Genomic DNA, 20792 nt, shown 5'->3' on the forward strand with positions numbered 1-20792 from the left:
CCTGCCGATCCTGGTCCTGCCATGGAGAACTGCCATGCTGAACATCGCGGACAGACTGCACCGCTGGTGCCGCGAGGCACGCCCCTTCGCCCTGGCCACCGTCGTCGGCGTGCACGGCAGCGCCCCTCTGCCGGCCGGCACGTCGGTCGCGGTGGACGGGGACGGCAACGCCGTCGGCAGCATCTCCGGCGGCTGCGTCGAGGGAGCGGTCTACGAGATGTGCCGACAAGTGCTCCGTGACCGGGGCACTCCGCGGCGGGCCTGGTTCGGCTACTCCGACGACGACGCCTTCGCCGCCGGTCTGACCTGCGGCGGCGAACTCGACGTCTTCGTCCAGCGCATCGATCCCGCAGCCCAGCCGCACCTGTCCACAGCCTTCTCCGCGATCGCTCAAGGGCGACCGGTCGCCGTGGCACAGGTCGTGGACGGCCCGGAGCGCCTCCTCGGCTCCACGCTGAGCGTGCTCGGCGGCGGCCGTGTCGCCTACGGGCGCGTGGACGGCGGCCCGGCGGACCGGGCTGTGGCCGACCGGGCCAGGGCCATGCTGCGGGCGGGCCGCACCGTCCGCATCGACATCGGCGGGCAGGCAGACGAATGCGCCGAACGGTTGTCCGTCCTCGTTCATGTCCGTGCGTCCCCGCCGCGCCTGCTGGTCTTCGGTGCCGTCGACTTCGCCGCGGCCCTCAGTCAGGCCGGCCGCTTCCTGGGCTACCACGTCACCGTCTGCGACGCCCGCCCCGTCTTCGCCACTCCCGCCCGCTTCCCGCACGCGGACGAAGTGGTGGTCGACTGGCCCCACCGCTACCTGGAACGCACCGAGGTGGACGAGCGTACCGCCGTATGTGTCCTCACCCACGACGCCAAGTTCGACCTTCCCCTGCTGCGCCTGGCACTCGACCTGCCCGTCGCCTATGTCGGGGCCATGGGCTCCCGGCGCACCCACGACGAGCGCATACGCCGCCTGCGCGAGCAGGGCGTCACGGAGAACCAGTTTGCCCGGCTGCGTTCCCCCATCGGCCTCGATCTTGGAGCCTTCACACCCGAGGAGACGGCCGTCTCCATCACCGCGGAGATCATCGCCCAGGCCAACCACGGCACGGGCCGGCCACTGACCCAGATCACCGGCCCGATCCACCGGTCGTCGGAGTTGGCGAGCTACCGGTAGGCCGGCCTCACGCCGGCCGGTCAGCCCGAAAGCCCACAGGCGTGCCTGCCGAGCCAACGGGCCGTGCCGGGGCAGTTGGTCGTGGCAGCCTGTTCCGTCCCGGAGAGGAGGGATGTGCTGTGCGTCATGGCGCTCATTTGACGCTCTGGGCTCCCGCAGGCCGGCTCCCAGAGGACTCCCACGGCTAACGGACACCTGTTCGGTTTTACTCGACGTAGGGCAGCGCGGCGGGGGCCGGGGCTGTGCGCTGGAGGCTGGCCTTGTTCCTCCGCGGCACATGGGCGCGGCACACTGCTGCGACAGCCGCCGGTCGAGCGCGGCGGCCAGTGCGGGTGCCGGTGGGCCCGAGAAGGCCGCGGCGACCTGATGGTGCCCGCCGGCCCCGTCGCCCTCGGAGCAGAGGTGGAACGTCGCGTTGCGCACCTCCGCGCCGGTGTCATGGCATGCGGCCCGCAGGGCGCGGAGCGCGACGGCCTCGGTCAGTCTCTCCCCGGCCGCGGACCGGACGACGTCGCGCCTGGCGTACTCGATGCGCGGGGTGCGGCCCACATGACCCACCACCGTGACCACGTCCGTGATGGCGCACCGGTACAGCCCGCCGACGTGGCTGATCACCAGGTGGTAGTCGCGCCCCTCCTGCACCTCGGCGGCGCGCAGCGTCTCACTGTCGGCGGTGACGGGCCCTTCGGCGGGGACGAACTCGTACACACAGCCGGGCAGATAGAGCGGCGCGCCGTGCGGGTGCCCGTCGACCGGCACCGTGGCCGGTCCTTCGCAGGATGCGACCGGTGCGGGGAAGAGCCGCACGCCCGGCCAGTACGTCTCCCGCACCCGGGGGAGGTACGACCGCGCGAGGCCGCTGTTCCACACGAACACGGCGGTCAGGTGCGGCCACAGATGGGAGGGGTGGACCGTGCCGAACGTCTTCGCGTACCCCTCGATTTGCTCGGCGCGCTCCGGGTTCGCTGCCGTGTGCCGGTGGCCGCCGAGGGTGCCAGCCCGGATGTCGTCCACCAACTGTGGCCACATCTGGCTTAGTTGATACGGCAGCCCGGCGACCATCGTGGGATTCACGCCGATCACCACGCGGATGTCCTGTTCGGCGGCCAGGCGCAGCTTGTAGTAGCTAGGCCAGTTCGGCGAGGAGCTGGTCGCCGGACCAGTCGACGTGCTCCTCCTGGAGGTCGTCGAGGTCCACGAGGCCCTCGCGTACGTTGTGCCGGGCTTCGGCGACCGTCACGGCCAGGCTGCGGTCGAAGGGGCAGTCACCGACGGACAGTTCGTGCAGGGCGCGGGCGAGCTCGGCCATCGCCTCGAAGACGGCGAAGCGCTGGTGCTCCGGCCACTCCTCGGCGGCCGATACGCCGGTGATGGCCTCGGTGACGAGGAAGACCGAGGTGTCGTCGCCGCCGCGCTCGACGATGCGCGGGACCGGGATGCCGTGGCGGGCGAGCCATGCGAGCCGGTCCGCCTCACCGACCAGGTCGAATGCGGAATTCTCCGGTTCGCGCGGAGCGATTTTTACATAAAGCTCGGCCTGCTGTCCGGCGAGGCGATAGACGGAGGCTCCTGAGTCCCCTTCGTTTACGGCGGCCCATTCATGGTACTGGTATTTCCGGCGCAACATGGTGTACATGGCCGGAACCATGGCAGAGGCCGCGCGGCTTCTCCGGGCATATTGACGCTCCCTGAACAGTTTCGGACACGGGCAGTTTGGGGTCACTGAGGTCCGCCCGCGGGGGTGGGCGTAGCATCGGCCGATTCGCCGAAGTCCCGTACGCATGGGGAGAGATAAGCGTTGGCTGGGTGCGTCCCCGAAGTGAGCTCGCAGCTCCTGTAAACCGGCAGCGATCGTGTCGAGGGCTGCGGGAGCAAGGATTTCTGGCGCTGGCGAGAACATCGCGCGTTCCCAGACGCGGCACCGGTCAGCAGGCCATGAGCGAGAGGCGTGGCAAGGATCACGCTGGCCCCGTGCCCGAACAGGCTCTCGCCTTCGAGCTGGATGGCGGGCGTGAGGCCGTCCAAACGGGGCCAGACAACGTTCGGCTTGATCAGACGGAAGAGATAGAGGAACCGCTGGGCGCAGGCGGTCCGTTCCTCAGGCGCGACCCAATAGTGAGTGTAGGGGCCCCGCATCCCGATGGCCTTGAGCATCTGGTCGATCGCGGTGCCCAGGTATCGGTTCTGCGGTCCGAAGTCCCAGCAATCCAGGACGCAGAGGTCCAGCTCCTCCACGTGGAGGTTCTCCTGCGTCTGCTGGAACTGGTGGTGAATGTGCCGACCGGCGTACGCATGCGGTGCCGAGCCGCGGATTCGCCCGGCCTTGGTCCGTCTCTGACTCAGTGCCCTGTGACAGTCCGATGGCTCCGCAGTTGCGCCGAGAGGATGGGCGAAGAGCCCTCGGCCGCGATGGCGTCGCGTGTGGTCGAGAGCGGTCATCGACGAGGGCCTGCCGGAAGGGTGAGTATGGCGATGACGATCTTTCCGTTCTCGGTCTCCTCGACCGACCAGGCACTGGCGAGGCTGTCCATGATGAACAGGCCGCGCCCGCTTGCAGCCGCCGTCCCTTCGTCAACCGATGAGTTCGAAGGCCGGACAGGGACGGCGGTGATGCCGGCCCCGCGGTAAACGACGCCCAACGCCGCACCGAACTCGTGGATCCCAACCCTTATGAGGACCGCACCGCTGCTGTGCTGGATGGCGTTGGCGATGAGTTCGCTGGCCACTAGCATGGCGTCGAAGAGCTGATCCTCCGCCTTGCCGTCCAGGATGTCGGCCAGGACGGTACGGGCGGCGCGCTGCGGAGCATCGAGTCCGCCGAGGACCACATCACGGTGGATCAACAGGTCTCCGAGGCTCCGGTCGTGCACCAGTTGTCGGGGGCATCCTCGTCTCCTCTCATCGGGAGGGGAGCTACGCGGTGACTTTGTCCGTGGCCGCGGTGTCGTCGTCGAAGGTCATCTCCGGTGCGGGCCGGCGGAAGCCCTTGGTCAGGACGGCCAGGTAGACGCCGCCGATCGCCAGCCAGACGCCGCCGATCTGGAGTGCGACGTGACCGAGCTTTGTGAGCAGGTAGAGGGAAACGCCGGCGCCGATGGCCGGCATCACCAGGTACGAGAAGAGGTTGGGGGCGCGGCCGTGTCTGCGCTCTTGGACCAGGTGGGCGATCACGCAGATGTTCACCAGGGTGAAGCCGAGGAAGGCGCCGAAGTTGATGAATGAGGTGGCTGTGGTCAGGTCGAGTTTCATGGCGATGACACCTGCGGCCGCGGTCAGCAGCAGGTTCGGCACGGGCGTGCCGGTCTTCTTCGACAGTTTGCCGAAGACGGCCTTGGGCAGTGCGCCGTCGCGTCCCATGACGTACATGAGGCGGGCGGCGGAGGCTTGCAGGGCGATGCAGGAGGCGATGGATCCGGCGATGGTGACGAAGTTGATGATCTCGGCGTACGTCTCGCCGCCGACCTGGACCTTCAGGTGGTAGGCGGCCGCGTCGACGTCGGCGAACTTCGCGCCGGGGTGGACCAGTTGCATCACGAAGGACAGCACGATGAAGATCGCTCCGGCGGCGATGACGCAGCCGATGATGCCGCGGCCGATCGTCCTCGCCCCGCCTCTGACCTCCTCACCGAGCGTGGAGACGGCGTCGAAGCCGAGGAAGGAGTACGCGGCGATGGCGGCGGCCGCAGTGACCGCGCCGATCGAAGTACCGGAGTTCCACAGGGCGTCCGTGGCGGGGGCGGAGGAGCCGTGCTTGCCGAGGAAGACGACACACAGGGTGGCGAAGAGGACCAGCGACCCCAGAGCGATGAACATCAGGACCTTGTTGACGCGGTCCGCGAGCTTCATGCCGAAGACGTTGATGGCGGTGGTGATGCCCACCGAGACGATCAGCCAGACCCACTTGGGTATCTCAGGGAACTGGGCGTTGAAGTAGATCGCCGTGATCAGCCAGCCGACCATCGGGATGAAGAAGTAGTCGAGCAGCATCGCCCAGCCGGACAGGAAACCGATGCGGCTGTCGAGCATCGTGCGGGCGTAGGTGTAGACCGATCCCGCGCCGGGCACGGCGCGCGCCATCTTCGCGTAACTCAGCCCGGTGAGCAGCATCGCGAGGGTGGCGATGGCGAACGCGGTCGGGGCCGCGCCGCCGCTGGTGGCGGCGACCACGCCGAAGATCGTGACGACGATGCCGGGGGAGATGTAGGCCAGGCCGAACAGGACGACGGAGAGGAGGCTCAGGTCGCCCTTCAGTCTCATGGTGTTCCCTGTGGTCTCGCTGTTCATCGTGGTGGCTCCTCGGTGGTGTGGGCGGGGTTCCAGGTGGCGGGGTCGATGCGGCCCCCGTAGAGCGGGAGCTCGAGGGCTGGGTCGCCGGGGCGGAACTGGTCCCAGACCCGGTTGAGACCGGCGGTGCCGTAGCGGCGGACGTTGCTGACCTCGTCGAGGTCGATCACGTCGGTGAGGGTGGAGTCGCCGGCATCGACGGTTTCGGCGCGCACCGTGCCCTGTGGATCGATGACGAGGCTGCGGCCGATCCCGGATGGGGCAGCGGAATTGACGCTGGCGACGAAGACCTGATTGGTGATGGCGTTGGCGCGGTTGAGGACGACTTCCTGCGCGCGGTCGCTCGTCGACGTGCGGACCACGTTGACGATCAGCTCTGCGCCCATCCAGGCCAGATGGCGGGAGATCTCCGGGAACCAGGTGTCGTAGCAGATGGACAGTCCGATGCGGCCGACCCCGGCGAGGTCGACGACCTCGAACCGGTTGCCGGGTGTGGTCGTCTCGTACGGGCGCCACGGGCAGATCTTGCGGTACGCGGCGAGGCGCTCACCCTGTGGTGAATAGACCGGTGTCGTGTTGTGGACGCGGTCGCCGGTGCCTCGTTCGTAGAGGCTGCCGGGTACCAGCCAGATGCCCAGATCCCCCGCGAGCTCGGCGAAGGCGGCATCGCGTTTGCCGTCGAGCGGCTCGGCCCCCTTCTCCGGGGCGGCGGGGACGCCGGGGGCGATCTCGCCGAGGTGCAGTTCGGGGTAGACGACGAGGGCGCCGGGTGCGCGCAGTCTCACGCGCCGCTCCACGTCGGTGGCAAAGCCTGCGAGGTCGTCGGCCGGGCGGCCGGGCGCCTGGGCGAGGATCAGGGGCAGGGGGCGGGCCATGCGGGAACCAGCCAATCGAAAGGATTATGGTACGAGGAGAATTCGACGGAAATTCGGGCGCCGATAACCGAAAATTCCGGTGGGACAAGAATGCAGCCAGTCAGTCATAGCTTCAAATACTTGGTAGGGTTGATTATCATGCCTTTGAGGCATGAAGGTGTCATGCCTCCTCCGTCTCCCGAGGGGCCACCGCCATGGAAATCCGAGTGCTGCGCTACTTCCTGACCATCGTGGAGACCGGTTCCGTCACCAAGGCTGCCGAGGTGGTCCGCATCGCCCAGCCCTCGCTGTCGCGCCAGCTGCGCGGCCTGGAAGGGGCCTTGGGGATGACGCTCTTCGACCGCGGCGGCAAGCAGATGGTCCTGACGGCGGCCGGCCGGCGCTTCCTTCCCTTGGCCCGCGACCTGGTCGCCCGCGCGGATGCCGCCGAGGCCGCAGTCGGTGCGCTGGCTGCCGGTTGTGCCATGCGGATCACCGTGGCGGCGCCGCCCACCACCATCACCGACGTGATCGCGCCGTTCCTGGCCACTTGGGGGCCGGAGGATCCGCTCGTCACCGTGCAGGCGGAGAGTCCGGCACGTGCGTACCAGGCCCTTGCGAGGGGCGCCGATGTAGCCATCTCCTCGGCACCTTCGAGGCGCCGTTTCGCCGGGCTCCCGGTGGCCCGCCTGCCGCTGTGGGCCTACGTCCGTGCCGACCATGCCTGGGCGGACCGGGACCGCGTCACCATCAGGGAACTTGCCGCGGAGCCCCTCATCGTCCTCACCCCGGCGCACGGCACCCGCCGCATCCTGGACCATGCCGTGCAGGATGCGGACGTCTCGTACGACATCGTGCTCGAATGCGACACCCCGCACGTCGCACAGGCCATGGCGGCTTCGGGCCATGGTGTCGCGGTGGTCTCCGACGATCCCCGCTTCGACCTGCACCCGCTGCTGATCCTCGACAGCACGGGCGAACCGCTGCAGATCCACCTGCACGCGGCGTGGGACGCCGGCCACTATGCGCTGCGCAGCATCGAGGCATTCGCGGCCGGGTTGTCACGCTTTTGTGTCGAGCGGTACGGGCCACAGGTCGCCGCCCGCCCGTGAACTGCAGCGACGACTGCAGACCACGGCCCTCACCAGGACGCGAGGCTTGACCGCACGCCGACCCGACGGCCGACAGGCCAAGGAGAACCGGAGGTATGCCTGGCAGGCCTGACCCGACCGGGCAGGCATGGGACGGTGGCCCGGGCAGGCATGGGACAGTGGCCCCGGTGCGCCCCACCATGCGGCGATATCCCGCATCAGCTGCCGGTCCGAGACGACTGGCGCAGCAGCTCACGGCCCGCGGCATGTGCCTGTCATGACGTGGCGACGGCGACCGCGGCGTGAGCGCTCACGACACGGCTGACGGGCGGCGCCTGGCCCCCGACCGCTGTCCTTTTGGTGCCCGCCGGGTGCACTCGTCTCACCGTACCGGCAGGTAACGGCCAGATTGCGGGTTTCATCGATAACGATCTCGGTGCACACCTTGCGTCACGGCTCGTTACCTCTAGCTTCCGTGCATGGCATTTCTCTCAAGCCGCCACAGACGGGCACGTCTGGTCCTGGAGCTCGACGACGCTGCCCTCAGCCGACTGCTGAAGTCCCTCCAGGCGACGACAAATACGGGCACGATCGCGACGACGGACCCGTACATGGCCCAGATATCCCGTCTCCTGGACCAGGGCCGGGCCGACTGGGACCGCCGCACCCACCAGCTCTCCGTACTGGCGTACCGCCTGTCCGCATCGCACGGGCCCCGTGCCTGGGCCACTCGTGAGCCGCGCAACGCGAGCGCGCTCGTCCTCTCCGCATGGGCGCAGCTCGAACGCGGACGCTCCCGAGGGCGTCTGGAGGACGCGGCCGGCATCGCCGACAGCTGTCTGCGCGCCGCCGAACTGGCGCCGGAGGACCCCACTCCCTGGGTAGTCCTGTTGGGCCTGTCACGGCTGGAGCGCCGCAGTCAGCCGGAGGTGTTCGGCGTGTGGAACGAGGTACTGACCCGCGACCGCTGGAACCGCGAGGCGTACCTCAGCATGCTGCGCTATCTGGGGGCCGGAGGAGATGGATCGCGCATCCAGGTACTGGACTTCGTCGACGCGGTCCGCGCCCGCACACCCGCGGACGCGCCCTGCGCGGCCACCGAGCTCACCGCCCAGGTTCTGCAGTACCACTCCGTCCTCGCCCTGCGCGGAGTCGAGGCGCTGATGGCACGCAACCACTGGTCCCACGCTGCGGCCGCCCAGGCCCTCGACCGTGCGGCACACTCCTGGGCCCGGCCCGGGTTCTTCCACCACGCGGCGGCCCTCGCCGACCTGAACCTGCTGGCCTACGCGCTGGTGGCCGCCGAGCGGCGCGGCGAGGCCCGTCCGGTCTTCGAGGCGATCAACGGTACGGTCACGGCCTGGCCCTGGAACGTCGGAGGCGACTCAGTGTCCGAGTTCGAGAAGGCGCGGATCAGGAGCGGGACCGGCGTGTGAATTGCGGGGACCCCACCCCACCCCTCGGCAGGCGGGCGGACAGCTCTTGACGGCAGAGAAACGTGGGAGGGGGCCCGGCAGATGCCGGGCCCCCTCCCATGAGTCGCCAGTGGGGGACGTCAACCGCGGGTGACCTTCCCCGGCCTTGGGGGTCCTTCTGACCATGGGTGACGTCGAACGTGACGTCACGGTGCCGCTGGCCGTCCTGCGTCCTTCCATCTCGCTGGGGGTGCCGGCAGGAGTTGAGCAGCGGGATCTTCCGTTGCTGGGAGACACCCGGCGCCGTTCTCCCCCGCATCGGCCGTTACTGCGGTGTTGCCATGCTGTGGCACGACCCGACCAAGGTCGGCAACTACAACGAGGGCATCCGCATCCCCGAGCCCGTGTACCAGCGTCTCGACGCCCGCCGAACCAAGACACTCCAGCTCTTCGAGAAGCCGGCTCCGATCCCGATGAGATCTTCAGCAACATGACGCTGCTGACGCACGCAATCGATGTCGAGGGTGCTGGTGCACGAGCTGCGGGCGTACTTCGTGCAGCGCTACGGGGCCGGCGCGGCCCCCGCCCCGGACGCCCGGAAGCGGGAGCGCCTGTGACGGCGGGGGCCGTGCCGGCGGCCCAGCAGGTACGCGAGCGGGTGCTCAGCTGGTGCTCAGCGACGCGTCGTCGATGACGAACGACGTCTGGAGCGAGGAGTCCTCCGTCCCGCCGCGGTGTCGATGTGCAGGTAGAAGGCCAGGTGGGCGTGGGTGCCGTCGGCCGGGATCGTCACCGTCTGCGCGAGCGTGTCGGTGTGCGTGGTGCCGAAGCCGTCGATCCAGGCGAACCATTTGCCGCTGTGCGGCACTTCCCCCGCTTGTTGGACACGACCTTGTCGTCCGCCGTCCACGGCGACGCCGTCCCGGTCCCGAAGCCGCCGTTGCCGAGCAGCTGGCCGGCCGTGCACGTCCCCCCGCCCTCGTCGCCTCCGCCGGTGGCGGGCAGCTTGTACGCCTGCGCGGCCGCCGTCGACCAGCCGAACTCGTTGTTGTCGCTGAAGTAGTAGTAGGTGGCGCCGTTGGGCAGCATCGCCGCGGTGATGCCGCCGAAGCCGGACATGAACGGCACGTACACCGGGCTGGTGAACACCGGGTTGTCCCCCGAGGTGAACTGCCGGGCCCACAGGCCGTACCTGTAGTGGTAGGTCTTGCCGGTCGTGTCGGCGGGCGTGGTGATGCCGCGGTTCGCCGGGTTTTGCTGCATCGCGTCGGCGAGCATCGTCGGGTCGAGCATCTGCACGCCGCCGATCTTCCCGCCGTCGGCGTTCAGGAACCGGCTGACCTTGGCGATGTCGTCCTGCGTGTAGAACAGGCCGTACCCGCCGAACGGCTGCCCGGTGGCGCTGTTGCCGGTGCGCTCGGTGGTGAGCACGTTCGGGCTCAGGTGCAGCGGGACCAGCACCTGGTCGCGGATCCAGCGGTAGATGTCGCTGCCGGCGCCGGCCTTGGACACCAGGTAGTTCTGCATCGCCCGGGCCAGCACGAAGGTGTCGGAGGAGTGGTAGACCCACTTCGTGCCGGGCGCGGCGGAGTGCGGGAAGGCCAGCGCGGCGGTCATCTTCGGCCCGTACGCCTCGGCGTCGAAGAACGCCGTCATGCCGCTGCCGGACTCGTCGGACTCGAAGGCGCTGGAGGAGTAGTTGCCGGTGGCCATATTCGCGGTGTCCTGGAACGTGACGCCGGTCCAGGCGGAGGTGTCCGCCTCGCTGACCCAGTCGCGGATCAGCTGCGACGGCACGGACGAACCGTAGACCTGCGTCAGCCGCATCAGCACGATGCCCGCGAACGTCGTCTTGGCCAGCGAGTACGACGGCAGCACCATCTGGTTGCAGTACGGGTACGCGCCCTGCCGGGTTTTACACGCGCCAACGTAGTTCACTCCGCCGTAGGACACGCCGTACGTACTCAGTGCCGAGGCGGTGATGCCGCTGCCGAACGCGCTGGTGTCGATGCCGGCGTTCGGGTAGTCGGTGCTCAGCGCGCTGATCGGCTTGGTCGGGATGCGGTTGGCGACCTCGGCGGCGTACGCGTTCTTCAGGTTGGTGTCACCGGTCACGGTGTGCCGGGAGTAGGTCGCGTCGACCTGGCCCCACATGTCGAACTGGAAGTACTCGCACGTCTCGTGCGTGATCTGGTAGCGGACCTGGGAAATCTTGCTGTCGTCGAAGAGGAAGGTCAGCAGGCCGTTGTGCACACAGTTGGCGTTGCGCTCGACCAGTGCGAAGGGCAGCGAGACGCGGGTGCGGCCGCCGTCGCCGTTCTCGTTCCAGGCGCGGCCGCCCCCGACGATCAGGTTCCAGTACGCGCTCCCGGTGATCTGCAGGCCGCGGACGGCAGGGATGACGTGGCTGCCGTTCTGCACGAGGTCGATGCTCACCGGCGGCAGGTGCTTGAGCGCGGCGGTGGCCGCGTAGCGGTAGGTGTCCTTGACGGTGCTGAAGCCGCGTGCGGTGGCCACGCCGTTGAGCGTCAGGGTGCCCTCGAAGGTGTGCGTCGGGGCGGCGGCCGCCGCGGGCAGCGCGAAGGCGTCGTTGGTGACGGTGCCGGTGGCCGCGCCACTGGTCAGGTCGGCAGCGGTCAGCACCGACCTGGTCACGGCACCGCTGCCGGTGAGCGGATCACCGGGTACGGCGGACGCGGGTCTCGCCGCCAGCGGTGAGAACGGCACGAGGGCCAGGGCCAGCACGAGGACGGTCAACACGGCCCAGCCGGGCCGGGCGTACAAGAGGGACACGGTGAACTCCTCGGAAACGCGAAGGGATGGTGCCCGCATTCTGGGGACGCGCGGTGCTGCCGTCGAAGACCAATCGGGGTTCGACGGCATGCCTCGAAGGCATCAGCGGGGGTCAGAGGACGGCCGGGCCGGCGGCCACCGGGGATCAGAGGTCATGGGGTGCGCAACCGCCGCTGGTGGACAGCCAGCAGCCGGGCGAGGAACTCGGCGGTGTGGCGCGGGACGTCGAGCGTGGCAACACCGGCGCCGTACGCCCACCAGGCGTCATCGGCCGTGACACCCCAGCACTCCGCGGAGAGGCGCAGAACACGCAGCAGCGTCGTGATGGAGGCACCGTCGCCAGCCTGCAGGACGGCGGGCGTCAGATCGTCGTCCCAGAGGACAGTGGCGTCCCGGTCGCCGCGGGTGAGGTCGGGGGCGGAGACGCGACGTGGAGGTTGCGCGGGTTCCTGGCGCGTGTGTCCGCCCCGTCCCGACTGCATCACACCTACCCAGAAATACCTTTCCGGACGCGTTCGCCCGATGCGGCCCCTGGCAATGCGTCGAACAAGCCGATTGGGCCCGGCCGAGGTCTCGGCCGGGCCCAATCCGGGGGTGTGTTCGGTGTCAGGTCACCATCGGTACCAGCGGTCGCGGCCGCCACCTGCGTTGGTGGAGCGCATCACGAAGCCGAGCAGCCACACCACCAGGACGATCAGCACCACCCACCAAAGGATCTTGAGGGCGAAGCCGGCGCCGAAAAGGAGGAGCGCGATAAGCAGGACAAGCAAAAGGGGAACCATAATTATCGACCTACTGGCTCCGGTTGCCCTGCATTGCTGTGCACATTCCTCGACAGCGCCTTTGTTTGTGGCGGGAAAGCCGGGGTACGAGCCGGGCTACCGCAGCCGTGCTTGAGTTTCCGGTAGTCGTGCTTCAAGGTCTCCGGGGTCACCGGCCGTCCGGCAGTGCCGTCGGCAACGCCAGCGACGGCATTGACGACCCGATGGCCGGTGGTGGACGGCGACCTGCATGCCGGTCTCGGCCCCACTGGCGACCAGTTCGTCCAGGACTTCCTGGACCCGGTGCCGGAGGGCCATCGGAGCTCACCGCGCAGCACGCCGTGGCCGGTGTCGGCGTCGAAGGGCACCGACGCGTGCTCGTGAACGATCGTCCAGGTGCCGCCCTGCCGACGGAGGCAGCTCGTCGCGCGCACCCATATGCCGACCTCGGTGCCGTCCCGCATCGTGCCGCTGATCCGGACCGGGAAGTGGCGGAAGGCGAGATCGGCTCCTGTGGAAATTTCCGGGTCGCGGATCTCATGCCCGATTCCCATGCGGTACGACGCGATCCATCTCTCCAACCGGCCGGCCGGGTCCTCGCCGGGGCGGACGAACGGGCCGACCGCGTCGCACAGCACGAGGTCGTCGTCGTAGCCGGCGGCCGAACGCCCCGGTGCGGGTTTCCAGCAGGTCCCGGATCTGCCGGTCGCCGGCCGCCGTCATCGCTGGGCCATCTGACGGCCAAGGGCGTCCGGCCGGTCGCCAGTACCCTGCTCGCGCCACTCGGGCTGTTACCGGGAGGGGTGAGTGCCCCGTTTGGCGGTGTCCGCGGCGTGCCGGGCGGCGATGTAGCCGAAGGTCATGGCGGGTCCGATGTTGATGCCGCCGGAGGGGTAGTGGCCGCCCATCACGTTGGCCTGGTCGCAGCCGACGGCGTAGAGGTTGGGGATGGCCTCGCCGTTCGCATTGAGCACGCGCGCGTGGGCATCGGTCTTCAGGCCCGCGAAGGTGCCGAAGCTCCCGGGGAGCACCTTGATCGCGTAAAAGGGGCCCTGGTCCAGGGGAGCCAGTGAGGGATTTGGGCCGTGGGCGTAGTCCCCCGAACTGCGGTTGAACGGGGTGGTCCCGCGGTGGAAGACGGGGTCCTCTCCAGCGCGGGCGTGCCGGTTGAACTCCTCGACGGTGCGACGCAGTTGGACCGGGTCGATGCCGCAGGCCTGCGCGAGTTCTTCCACAGTGCGCCCCCGCTTCATGTAGCCGTTGCGCAGATAGGGCCAGGATGGGATCGGGAATGGCTTGGCCATGCCGAAGGGGTATCGGCGTTGGAATCGGTGGTCACAGATGAGCCAGGAGAAGATTTCCTCTCCGGGCGGGGTCGCGTCGATCATGGCGGTGACGTAGTCGTAGTAGCCGTTGGCCTCGTTGACGAAGCGCCGGCCGTCGCGCATCACTGCGATCAGGCCGGGCTTTCCGCGATCGACGATGTGGGGGAACGTGCCGGTGCGGCCGTTCGGCAGCCGGATCAGGGAGACCGGGCACCAAGCGGCGGGGGAGGCGCCAGAAGCGTCGAGGACGCCACCCGCCTCCTCGGCAAGGCGGATGCCGTCACCGGTGGTCGCTGCGGGGGCGAGCGCCTGATGGTTCATGCCGGTGCCTTTGGGGAAGAGGTCGCGGCGTCGCTCCCCGTCGTGGGGGAAGCCGCCGGTCGCCAGGACGGTTCCGCGGCGGGCGCGGATGGCGACCTCGCCCTGGGGGGTGGAGACCACGGCGCCGTGTACGTCGGTTCCCTCGGTGAGCAGGCGTGTGGCAGGGGCGTTCACGTAGAGCTTCACGCCCAGGTCGTCGGCGGACTTCGCCAACCGGGCAATGAGAGCGGGCCCGTTGACCAACTGTGTTCCGCGTCGGTGTGTGACCAGGTCCAGGACGTGGAAGGCGACGCGCCAGGCGGCGTGGAGGAAGCCCTTGAGTGAAGTGGTGGCGTGCAGGAAGTGCTGCAGATCGGACCCGGCCATGATGCCCATGCCAAGGAAGGAGGTCTCGTACATCTGCGGCCGTAGTTTGCGGCGCAGGGACCTGCTCAGGCGGCGGGCGTTGATCGGCTTGGGACCCACCTGGCGGCCGCCGGTGCTCGCGCCGGGCTGCCCTGCCTGGATGTCGGCGATCTTGGCTCCGTTGACGAACCGCAGGCTGGTGCGATTATGGAAGAAACCGACCATGTGGGGGGCGGCCTCGAGGAAGGCGTTCACCCTCGCCTCGTCGAAGTCCTCGCCCAGCACGTTCTTCAGATAGGTACGTGGCTGGTCGATGTCCTCGGTCAAGCCACCGGCCTGGGCGAGGGGGTGGCGCGGGGTCCACATCCAGCCGCCGGACCAGGCGGTGGCGCCGCCACAGACCGGGTCCTTCTCGACCACGACCACGTTCAGACCGTGCCAGGCAGCGGTCACCGCGGCCGAAAGGCCGCCGGCGCCCGACCCGATCACCAGCAGATCGCAGTCCAGTTGCCTTGCTGCTCCTTCCTGGTGACTTGCGTGGGTCATGGCATTCGCGCTCATTGCGTACTCTCCTACCCGCCGGGGTGTTTCCTCGGCGTATTGCTTGCTCGTCTTGCCTACGACGTCGGCCCGAAGCGGGCGGCGGTGCCGACAGCGGCCGGCGTGTCAGAGCTGCCGCCGGCCACGCGGACATCACCGTGCCGGTGGGGTCATGCGGGTGTCTGTCCTCGGTTTTTCGAACCTGCCGAGGTCCATCGGTAGGCGAACAGGCCGGTGACCAAGGCACTGAGGGCGAGGCCACTGAGGAGCAGCGCTACACCGAGCCAGTCACCGTCGTGCCCGGCGAGAGCGGTGGCGGCCAGGGGGATGAAACCGCCGACCGCCCCGGCCAGGGCGTAGCCGAATCCGGCGCCGCTGTAGCGTACGGAGATGTCGAACATGCCGGTGAACCAGGTCTGTTGCACCGCGGTCGAGATGTTGTGGCCCAAGTTGATCAAGGCGAAGAAGGCCAGCGTCATCAGCGCCAGCGAACCCGAGCGCAGGGCGAGGAAGAAGGGGATCGCAGCCGCGGTGGCGCAGAGCGGGCCGGCGATGTAGAACCAGCGGACGCCCACCCGGTCGGCAAGCTTGCCGTAGGCCGGGGTGAGGAGCGAGGCGAGAACCAGCGCGATCATCGACGCGGTCAGCACGGTGCTCGTCGGGTGTTCGGTGTAGTTCTCGACGTAGACGAGGGAGAAGGTGAAGGCGATGTAGAAGCAGCCCTGGTCGACGAGGCGCATGCCGACCACCGCGAGGATCTGCAGCGGAGAGGTCTTCAGCGCGACCCACAGCGGTGCCTTGGTCCGCTGTCGCTGCTCTTTGAGTTCGGTGAATTCGGTGGACTCCGCCACGCCCGTGCGGATGAGCAGGCCGATAGCGGCGAAGGCGAGGCTGATCAGGAAGGGGATCCGCCATCCCCAGGCCTCGAACTGGGGCTGCGTGGTCAGGGCCTGCATCAGTGAGAAAATGGCCGTGCCGAGCAGCAGACCGATGAATGAACCGACCTGGACGCCGCTGGCCAGGAAGTTCTTCTTCCCCTGCGGTGCGCTCTCCACGGCCATCAGCGCGGCGCCACCCCACTCGCCGCCGACCGCGATGCCCTGCACGGCTCGTAGCAGCACCAGACAGACGGGGGCTGCTACGCCGATCACCGAGTATGTGGGCAGCGCACCGATCGCGGCACTGGCCAGCCCCATGATCAGCACGGTCAGGAATAGCATCTGCCGACGTCCGACGCGGTCACCGAAGTGACCGAAGATGGCGCCGCCCAGGGGCCGGAAGACGAAGCCGACGGCGAAGGAGCCCATCGAGGCGAGAAGGCCGACGAACTGGTCGTGCGACGGGAAGTACTGCGGGCCGAAGACCGTCGCGGCGGCGATGCCGTAGAGGAAGAAGTCGTACCAGTCGATCACGGCACCGGCCATGCTGGCGGCCGCCCGGCGCCGGGACGAGGCGCCGGGAGAGGGGGCGTGCGGCCTGGGCATGGAGGCGGTCACTGCCGTCTCCACGGGCCATGCGTGAGAGTCGCTGCTGTGGCGCATCGTTGCTCCAAACCTGGGCGGCCATCGATCACTGCGCGGGCCGTGGGGGAGTCGAGGTCCTGCTGCGGCAGGAAGTCATTGACACAGAATGACTACGTATTCATTCTGGGTCGGGTCAGCGTAGGAACGTCTTCTGCGCCGCGTCAATACCCACACGCGATTGGTGGTTCAACTACGTGAACGTCACGTTCGGACTCGCTCACCTGTCGGCCTTGCATCTGGCACCGCCCGCACTGGTCACGGCGGCAGCTGAGGCAGGGTTCGCCTCGGTCGGAGTGCGGGTCTTCCCCGCCACCGCAGGGGAGACCCGCTACCCGCTCTCGCCAGGCACGCCGATGACGGCCGAGACAGTCAGGCGGTGCCGCGCCACCGGAGTCTCTGTCCTGGACGTCGAGGTCTTCACGCTCGACGGGGCCCGCGGACCCGCGGACTGGATGCCCGCACTGGAGACGGGGGCGGAGCTCGGCGCGCGCATCCTGAACGTCATCGGCGGAGATCCTGATCGATCTCGGCTGCGGGAGTCGCTGGCTGCGTTGGTGGCAGACGCGTCTCCCTTCGGCATACGTCCCTGCCTCGAACCGATCTCCTACCAGTACCTCGACACGGTCACCGACGCCGCGGGACTGGCTGAGGAGACCGCGGCGGGAATCATGCTCGATGCCCTGCACTTCGTGCGGGCGGGCGGCTCTATCGCCGACCTCGAAGCGCTGCCCGCCGGCATCGTCGAGGTCATCCAGCTCTGCGACGGCCCGTCCGCGGTCCCGGATCTGCCCACGCCGACGGAACTACCGCTGGGGCAGAGCCTTGACGGCTCACCGCGCCAGATCGAATCCCGCTCACACCGCCTGGCGCCGGGAGCCGGCGCGTTCCCATTGGCCGAGATCCTTTGCGCCCTGCCGGGTGTGCCGATCAGCGTCGAGGTTCCCGACGTCGCCAAGGCCGCCCGCGAGGGGACGAGCGCCCATCTCGCGGCACTGCACCTGGCCACCACCACACTGCTGACCTCCACCGACACCGCAGGAGTCCGCTGATGACCGACCTCGTCGACACCACCCCGACCACCACCGGCCACTGGCCGGGCCGATACCGCGACCAGGTCATCCTGGTCACCGGAGCCGCAGGAGGACTCGCCGCACCCACCTGCCGGCGCCTTGCGCGGGAGGGCGCCACGGTGATCTGCACCGATGTGACAGCCGGCGGCGACGGCTCCTCTCCCGAGGCATGCCTGAGCCTGGACGTCACCGACCCGGAGGCCTGGTCCCGCGTTGTCACCGACATCTTGAACGCACACGGTCGGCTCGACGGCGCGCTGTTCGCCCACGGGGCGCAAGGGCCCGAAACACCCATCGACCAGACACCGCGGGATGGCTGGCAGCGCACCCTCGCCATTAACCTCGACGGATGCCTGCACGGCCTCGCTGCGGCTCTGCCACCCATGCGCGAACGCGGCTACGGACGCGTGACCATCCTGTCCTCGATCGCCGGACGGGAAGGCAACCCGCACCAAGCCGCCTACTCCGCGTCGAAGGCGGCGGTCATCTCCCTGGTCAAGACCGCGGCCAAGGAGTACGCCCGCGACGGTGTCACCGTCAACGCCGTCGCGCCCTCGATGATGCGGACCCGGATGCTGGACGACCTCAGCGCCGAACGCAACGCCGCACTGCTCGCCCGGGTGCCGATGGGGCGGGTCGGCACACCCGAGGAATTCGCCGCGCTCGCAACCTGGCTACTCTCATCCGAGGCTAGCTACACCACAGGGCAGACCCTCGACCTCAGCGGCGGCCGCAACACTGCATGATTCCTGCTCGCTCACGCCGGTGCGGCGGTCGTGCCGCGCTCGACCAGCCGCACCGGGAAGACCGTCTGGGAAACCTTGCTGTCCGCCCGATCATCGAGCCGGTCGATCAGCACGTCCACCGCCTTCGCCGCCATCTCCGTGAACGGCTGATGCACCGTGGTGAGGTTGATCATCGACCAGCGAGCCGGCTCCGAGTCGTCGAATCCGACCACGGACAGCTCCTCGGGAACGCGGATGCCCAGCTGGGATGCCGCGTCCAGCACCGCGAACGCGAAAGAGTCCGTCGAGCAGAAGACCGCAGTCGGCCGCGGCTCCATCGCCAACAACGAGCGGGCCATCTCCATACCGCTCGCGTGACTGATCGATCCCCGCCGCACCCACTCGTCAGGCAGGTCCAGGCCTCGCGCCCTGAGCGCGTCGCGCATGCCGTCCTCACGGTCACGGCCATTGCTCACGGTGCGCCGGACCGACACCAGCGCGATCCTGCGGTGTCCGAGTCCGACCAGGTGATCCGCGACCAGTTCGCCGCCCGCACGGTCGTCGCTCATGACCATGTCCGCCCGGAGCCCGGAGACACCGCGGCTCAGCAGCACCATCGGCGTCTCACGGGCCGCGACTCGGGCCACCGTCGGTGAGTCGTCCGTGGCCGACATGAAGATCAGCCCGTCGACGATCGTCTCGTTCAGGACATCTACGGCGTCCACGTCCTGGGCTTCTTCGGGATCACGGATCAGAGCCATGCGGTAGCCGCGGGCCGCTGACCGCTCCTGCATCGCCGCGATCGCGGGCGGGTACAGGGGACTCCTGAAGTCGGCCACGACGACGCCGAGAGCCTTCGCCCGACGGGTGACCAGCATCCGGGCGGCGAGATCCGGGCGATACCCCAACGCCTGCGCCGCCTCCACAACCCGCTGACGAGTCTTCTCGGTCACCGAGGGATGGCCGCGCAGCGCCCGCGACACCGTGGCTTGCGAGAGCCCCAGATGTCGCGCCAGATCGACACTCGTCACCATGCCCAGAGAATACGTGAACTGCCCTGCAGGGCCCCGCCACGGAGCATAGCTGCAGACCGGCTCGGACCAGGTGGGCAGGGAACGTCGGCCGGCGACCGGCTTCATAACGGTGGTGAGCATGCGCAGCAGGTAGCCGGGATCCCATACGGCCGCTCCGCCTGGACCACCTCAGCATTGCCGCGACCGCCTTGTCGCCGCGGGTTCGACGAGGGCGTGGTAGCCGCGCAGCACCCCGGTGGGCTCAATCTCCTGGCACCGGGACAGGCTCCCGGACACTCGGCAGGTGTCTCGTCTGAGGGACCAGCAACGGGGCAACCTGGTTTCGGGCTCTTTCGCGCCCTGACGTCTGGAGCATGAGTCCGCTCGCGCCGTACCGCTGGCCCGCACCACCCCTGCCTCGCTCGCCCGACTGCTCGACTCCCGGAGGCCCCCACCAGCTCTCCGCCTGCATCGCCCGCTCGCTGGCCGGCGCGTACGTCGGCTCCCCCGGAACAGTGGCCGCCCGCATCGGCTGGCTACGGGCGGCCGGGGTGAGCATCATCCAGCTCGACATGCCGCTGGAGACCGACCAAGACCGGGAACTGCGCCGAGCCCTCGTCGCCCGGCAGCGTGCAGACCACTCTCCGACACCGCCCCGCCATACCGTGCACAGCCGCCGCGGCTGGTGAACCCACCGCCGCGTGGTCGGTGATCGAGCCGTTGCTGGCTCCGCCGCGGATGGACAGGCCGGTGCGGGATCGCCGGCAGGTGGTCAACGGGCGGCATCCTCGGCACCGGGCCCTACCCCACAGAGGACGGGGTCGACCCCGACCTGATCAACGCCGGCAAGGAGACCGTCACGGTGCTGCCCGGCGCCTCCTTCTTCGACTCCGCGCTGTCCTTCGGGATGATCCGCGGCGGGCACATCGACACCGCCGTCCTGGGCGCCATGCAGGTGTCGGCCGCCGGCGACCTGGCCATCTGGATGATTCCCGGGAAGATGGTCAAGGGCATGGGCGGCGCCATGGACCTCGTCCACGGCGCCCGACGTGTCATCGTCCTGATGGAACACACCGCCAAGGACGGCACCCCCAAGATCGTCGAGGAGTGCACCCTGCCACTGACCGGCGAGCGGTGCGTCCACCGGGTCATCACCGACCTCGGCGTCCTGGACGTCACGCCGGCCGGCCTCGCACTCGTCGAGACGGCGCCCGGGGTCACCGTCGAGGACATCCGCGCACGCACCGGCGCGCCGCTGCACACCGACGCCTTCACAGCCGCCTGCTGATCCCCTCACCCCTTCATCCCGTGCGGAGCCCGAGATGACCGTCTTTCTCACCGACGCCGACGTCCAAGCCGCCTTCGACTGGGCCGACGCCATCGCGGCACTGCGCAGCGCCTACGCCGCACCACCCGACGAGACTCGCTTCCCGGCGTGCACCATGGCTCGCGGAGACGGCCTGTGGCTGCGCACGCTCAGCGGCGTGCCCGGCGACGCCGGCCCCATGGGGGCCAAGCTGATCGCCGCCTCCCCCGGAACCGGCGTGCCTCGTATCTGATTCCGCTG

General features: G+C 69.0%; 19 protein-coding genes and 3 pseudogenes. 9 read left to right on the forward strand and 13 right to left on the reverse strand.

The features are described 5' to 3' along the window. Positions 1-34: 34 nt before the first annotated feature. Complete coding sequence (locus tag ACFZCY_RS41435; RefSeq protein ID WP_391185946.1) at positions 35-1165, forward strand: XdhC family protein; 1131 nt, start codon at positions 35-37, stop codon at positions 1163-1165. A gap of 354 nt (positions 1166-1519) precedes the next feature. Here the strand turns inward: ACFZCY_RS41435 and ACFZCY_RS41440 are convergent. From ACFZCY_RS41440 to ACFZCY_RS41465, 6 genes and pseudogenes are all read right to left on the reverse strand, one after another. Then, a pseudogene (locus ACFZCY_RS41440) lies at positions 1520-2281 on the reverse strand (GH3 auxin-responsive promoter family protein); the annotation flags it as partial. Positions 2282-2297: 16 nt separating this feature from the next. After that, positions 2298-2801, reverse strand: a pseudogene (locus ACFZCY_RS41445) (phosphotransferase); the annotation flags it as partial. A gap of 83 nt (positions 2802-2884) precedes the next feature. Beyond that, positions 2885-3400 carry a hypothetical protein gene (locus tag ACFZCY_RS41450; RefSeq protein ID WP_391185949.1) on the reverse strand — a complete coding sequence of 172 codons (516 nt, stop codon included), beginning with the start codon at positions 3398-3400 and terminating at the stop codon, positions 2885-2887. 200 nt (positions 3401-3600) lie between these two features. Continuing rightward, positions 3601-4035, reverse strand: a complete 435-nt coding sequence (locus ACFZCY_RS41455; protein WP_391185952.1) for an ATP-binding protein — start codon at positions 4033-4035, stop codon at positions 3601-3603. 43 nt (positions 4036-4078) lie between these two features. Further along, positions 4079-5449 carry an amino acid permease gene (locus ACFZCY_RS41460; protein ID WP_391185954.1) on the reverse strand — a complete coding sequence of 457 codons (1371 nt, stop codon included), beginning with the start codon at positions 5447-5449 and terminating at the stop codon, positions 4079-4081. Further along, positions 5446-6324 carry a nitrilase-related carbon-nitrogen hydrolase gene (locus ACFZCY_RS41465; protein ID WP_391186021.1) on the reverse strand — a complete coding sequence of 293 codons (879 nt, stop codon included), beginning with the start codon at positions 6322-6324 and terminating at the stop codon, positions 5446-5448. The genes ACFZCY_RS41460 and ACFZCY_RS41465 overlap by 4 nt, the downstream gene beginning before the upstream one ends. Before the next feature lie 194 nt (positions 6325-6518). Here ACFZCY_RS41465 and ACFZCY_RS41470 point away from each other — a divergent pair, with 194 nt between their 5' ends. The 3 genes from ACFZCY_RS41470 to ACFZCY_RS41480 all read left to right on the forward strand — a co-directional run bounded on the left by ACFZCY_RS41470 (position 6519) and on the right by ACFZCY_RS41480 (position 9303). Further along, a complete protein-coding gene (locus ACFZCY_RS41470; protein ID WP_391185957.1) occupies positions 6519-7415 on the forward strand; it encodes a LysR substrate-binding domain-containing protein in 897 nt (298 codons plus the stop codon). 458 nt (positions 7416-7873) lie between these two features. Then, on the forward strand, positions 7874-8830 hold the full coding sequence (locus tag ACFZCY_RS41475; protein ID WP_391185960.1) for a hypothetical protein: 957 nt from the start codon (positions 7874-7876) through the stop codon (positions 8828-8830). A gap of 242 nt (positions 8831-9072) precedes the next feature. After that, complete coding sequence (locus ACFZCY_RS41480) at positions 9073-9303, forward strand: hypothetical protein (RefSeq protein ID WP_391185962.1); 231 nt, start codon at positions 9073-9075, stop codon at positions 9301-9303. Between the two features lie 295 nt (positions 9304-9598). Here ACFZCY_RS41480 and ACFZCY_RS41485 read toward each other — a convergent pair whose 3' ends face one another. The 6 genes from ACFZCY_RS41485 to ACFZCY_RS41510 form a co-directional block, all read right to left on the reverse strand. Next, the gene (locus ACFZCY_RS41485; protein ID WP_391185965.1) at positions 9599-11602 is read right to left on the reverse strand and encodes a hypothetical protein; all 2004 of its coding nucleotides are present in this window, start codon (positions 11600-11602) and stop codon (positions 9599-9601) included. A gap of 152 nt (positions 11603-11754) precedes the next feature. After that, positions 11755-12084, reverse strand: coding sequence for a hypothetical protein (locus tag ACFZCY_RS41490; protein WP_391185967.1), 330 nt, complete (start codon positions 12082-12084; stop codon positions 11755-11757). Between the two features lie 129 nt (positions 12085-12213). After that, complete coding sequence (locus ACFZCY_RS41495) at positions 12214-12384, reverse strand: hydrophobic protein (protein ID WP_391185970.1); 171 nt, start codon at positions 12382-12384, stop codon at positions 12214-12216. A gap of 2 nt (positions 12385-12386) precedes the next feature. Beyond that, a complete protein-coding gene (locus tag ACFZCY_RS41500; protein WP_391185972.1) occupies positions 12387-13001 on the reverse strand; it encodes a nuclear transport factor 2 family protein in 615 nt (204 codons plus the stop codon). A gap of 153 nt (positions 13002-13154) precedes the next feature. Then, on the reverse strand, positions 13155-14900 hold the full coding sequence (locus ACFZCY_RS41505; protein ID WP_391185975.1) for an FAD-dependent oxidoreductase: 1746 nt from the start codon (positions 14898-14900) through the stop codon (positions 13155-13157). Between the two features lie 164 nt (positions 14901-15064). After that, complete coding sequence (locus tag ACFZCY_RS41510) at positions 15065-16402, reverse strand: MFS transporter (protein ID WP_391185977.1); 1338 nt, start codon at positions 16400-16402, stop codon at positions 15065-15067. Positions 16403-16611: 209 nt separating this feature from the next. On the opposite strand from ACFZCY_RS41510, the gene ACFZCY_RS41515 reads away from it, so the two are divergent. Together ACFZCY_RS41515 and ACFZCY_RS41520 are read left to right on the forward strand one after the other, a co-directional pair. Beyond that, complete coding sequence (locus ACFZCY_RS41515) at positions 16612-17466, forward strand: TIM barrel protein (protein WP_391185980.1); 855 nt, start codon at positions 16612-16614, stop codon at positions 17464-17466. Then, a complete protein-coding gene (locus ACFZCY_RS41520) occupies positions 17466-18233 on the forward strand; it encodes an SDR family oxidoreductase (RefSeq protein WP_391185983.1) in 768 nt (255 codons plus the stop codon). The genes ACFZCY_RS41515 and ACFZCY_RS41520 overlap by 1 nt, the downstream gene beginning before the upstream one ends. Before the next feature lie 11 nt (positions 18234-18244). Here the strand turns inward: ACFZCY_RS41520 and ACFZCY_RS41525 are convergent, their stop codons facing one another. After that, positions 18245-19351: a substrate-binding domain-containing protein gene (locus ACFZCY_RS41525; RefSeq protein WP_391185985.1), complete on the reverse strand. Its 1107-nt coding sequence runs from the start codon at positions 19349-19351 to the stop codon at positions 18245-18247. 248 nt (positions 19352-19599) lie between these two features. Here ACFZCY_RS41525 and ACFZCY_RS41530 point away from each other — a divergent pair, with 248 nt between their 5' ends. The 3 genes and pseudogenes from ACFZCY_RS41530 (at position 19600) to ACFZCY_RS41540 (ending at position 20784) form a co-directional block, all read left to right on the forward strand. Beyond that, entirely contained in the window at positions 19600-19914 is a 315-nt protein-coding gene (locus ACFZCY_RS41530) for a hypothetical protein (RefSeq protein ID WP_391185988.1), read from the forward strand. A gap of 83 nt (positions 19915-19997) precedes the next feature. Beyond that, positions 19998-20513 (forward strand): annotated as a pseudogene (locus tag ACFZCY_RS41535) (3-oxoacid CoA-transferase subunit B); the annotation flags it as partial. A 34-nt stretch (positions 20514-20547) separates the two neighbouring features. Further along, positions 20548-20784, forward strand: coding sequence for a hypothetical protein (locus ACFZCY_RS41540; protein ID WP_391185990.1), 237 nt, complete (start codon positions 20548-20550; stop codon positions 20782-20784). Positions 20785-20792 lie beyond the last annotated feature (8 nt).

The organism is Streptomyces sp. NPDC007983 (genome assembly GCF_042958345.1).
In the GTDB taxonomy this organism is placed as follows: Bacteria; Actinomycetota; Actinomycetes; order Streptomycetales; family Streptomycetaceae; genus Streptomyces.

What these genes read in the sequence shown, in the direction of transcription:
- ACFZCY_RS41435 (WP_391185946.1), top strand. Translation starts at nt 35, where the DNA reads ATGCTGAACATCGCGGACAGACTGCACCGCTGGTGCCGCGAGGCACGC.
- ACFZCY_RS41460 (WP_391185954.1), bottom strand. Translation starts at nt 5,449, where the DNA reads ATGAACAGCGAGACCACAGGGAACACCATGAGACTGAAGGGCGACCTG.
- ACFZCY_RS41465 (WP_391186021.1), bottom strand. Translation starts at nt 6,324, where the DNA reads ATGGCCCGCCCCCTGCCCCTGATCCTCGCCCAGGCGCCCGGCCGCCCG.
- ACFZCY_RS41470 (WP_391185957.1), top strand. Translation starts at nt 6,519, where the DNA reads ATGGAAATCCGAGTGCTGCGCTACTTCCTGACCATCGTGGAGACCGGT.
- ACFZCY_RS41475 (WP_391185960.1), top strand. Translation starts at nt 7,874, where the DNA reads ATGGCATTTCTCTCAAGCCGCCACAGACGGGCACGTCTGGTCCTGGAG.
- ACFZCY_RS41490 (WP_391185967.1), bottom strand. Translation starts at nt 12,084, where the DNA reads ATGCAGTCGGGACGGGGCGGACACACGCGCCAGGAACCCGCGCAACCT.
- ACFZCY_RS41495 (WP_391185970.1), bottom strand. Translation starts at nt 12,384, where the DNA reads ATGGTTCCCCTTTTGCTTGTCCTGCTTATCGCGCTCCTCCTTTTCGGC.
- ACFZCY_RS41505 (WP_391185975.1), bottom strand. Translation starts at nt 14,900, where the DNA reads ATGACCCACGCAAGTCACCAGGAAGGAGCAGCAAGGCAACTGGACTGC.
- ACFZCY_RS41520 (WP_391185983.1), top strand. Translation starts at nt 17,466, where the DNA reads ATGACCGACCTCGTCGACACCACCCCGACCACCACCGGCCACTGGCCG.
- ACFZCY_RS41525 (WP_391185985.1), bottom strand. Translation starts at nt 19,351, where the DNA reads ATGAAGCCGGTCGCCGGCCGACGTTCCCTGCCCACCTGGTCCGAGCCG.
- ACFZCY_RS41530 (WP_391185988.1), top strand. Translation starts at nt 19,600, where the DNA reads ATGAGTCCGCTCGCGCCGTACCGCTGGCCCGCACCACCCCTGCCTCGC.
- ACFZCY_RS41540 (WP_391185990.1), top strand. Translation starts at nt 20,548, where the DNA reads ATGACCGTCTTTCTCACCGACGCCGACGTCCAAGCCGCCTTCGACTGG.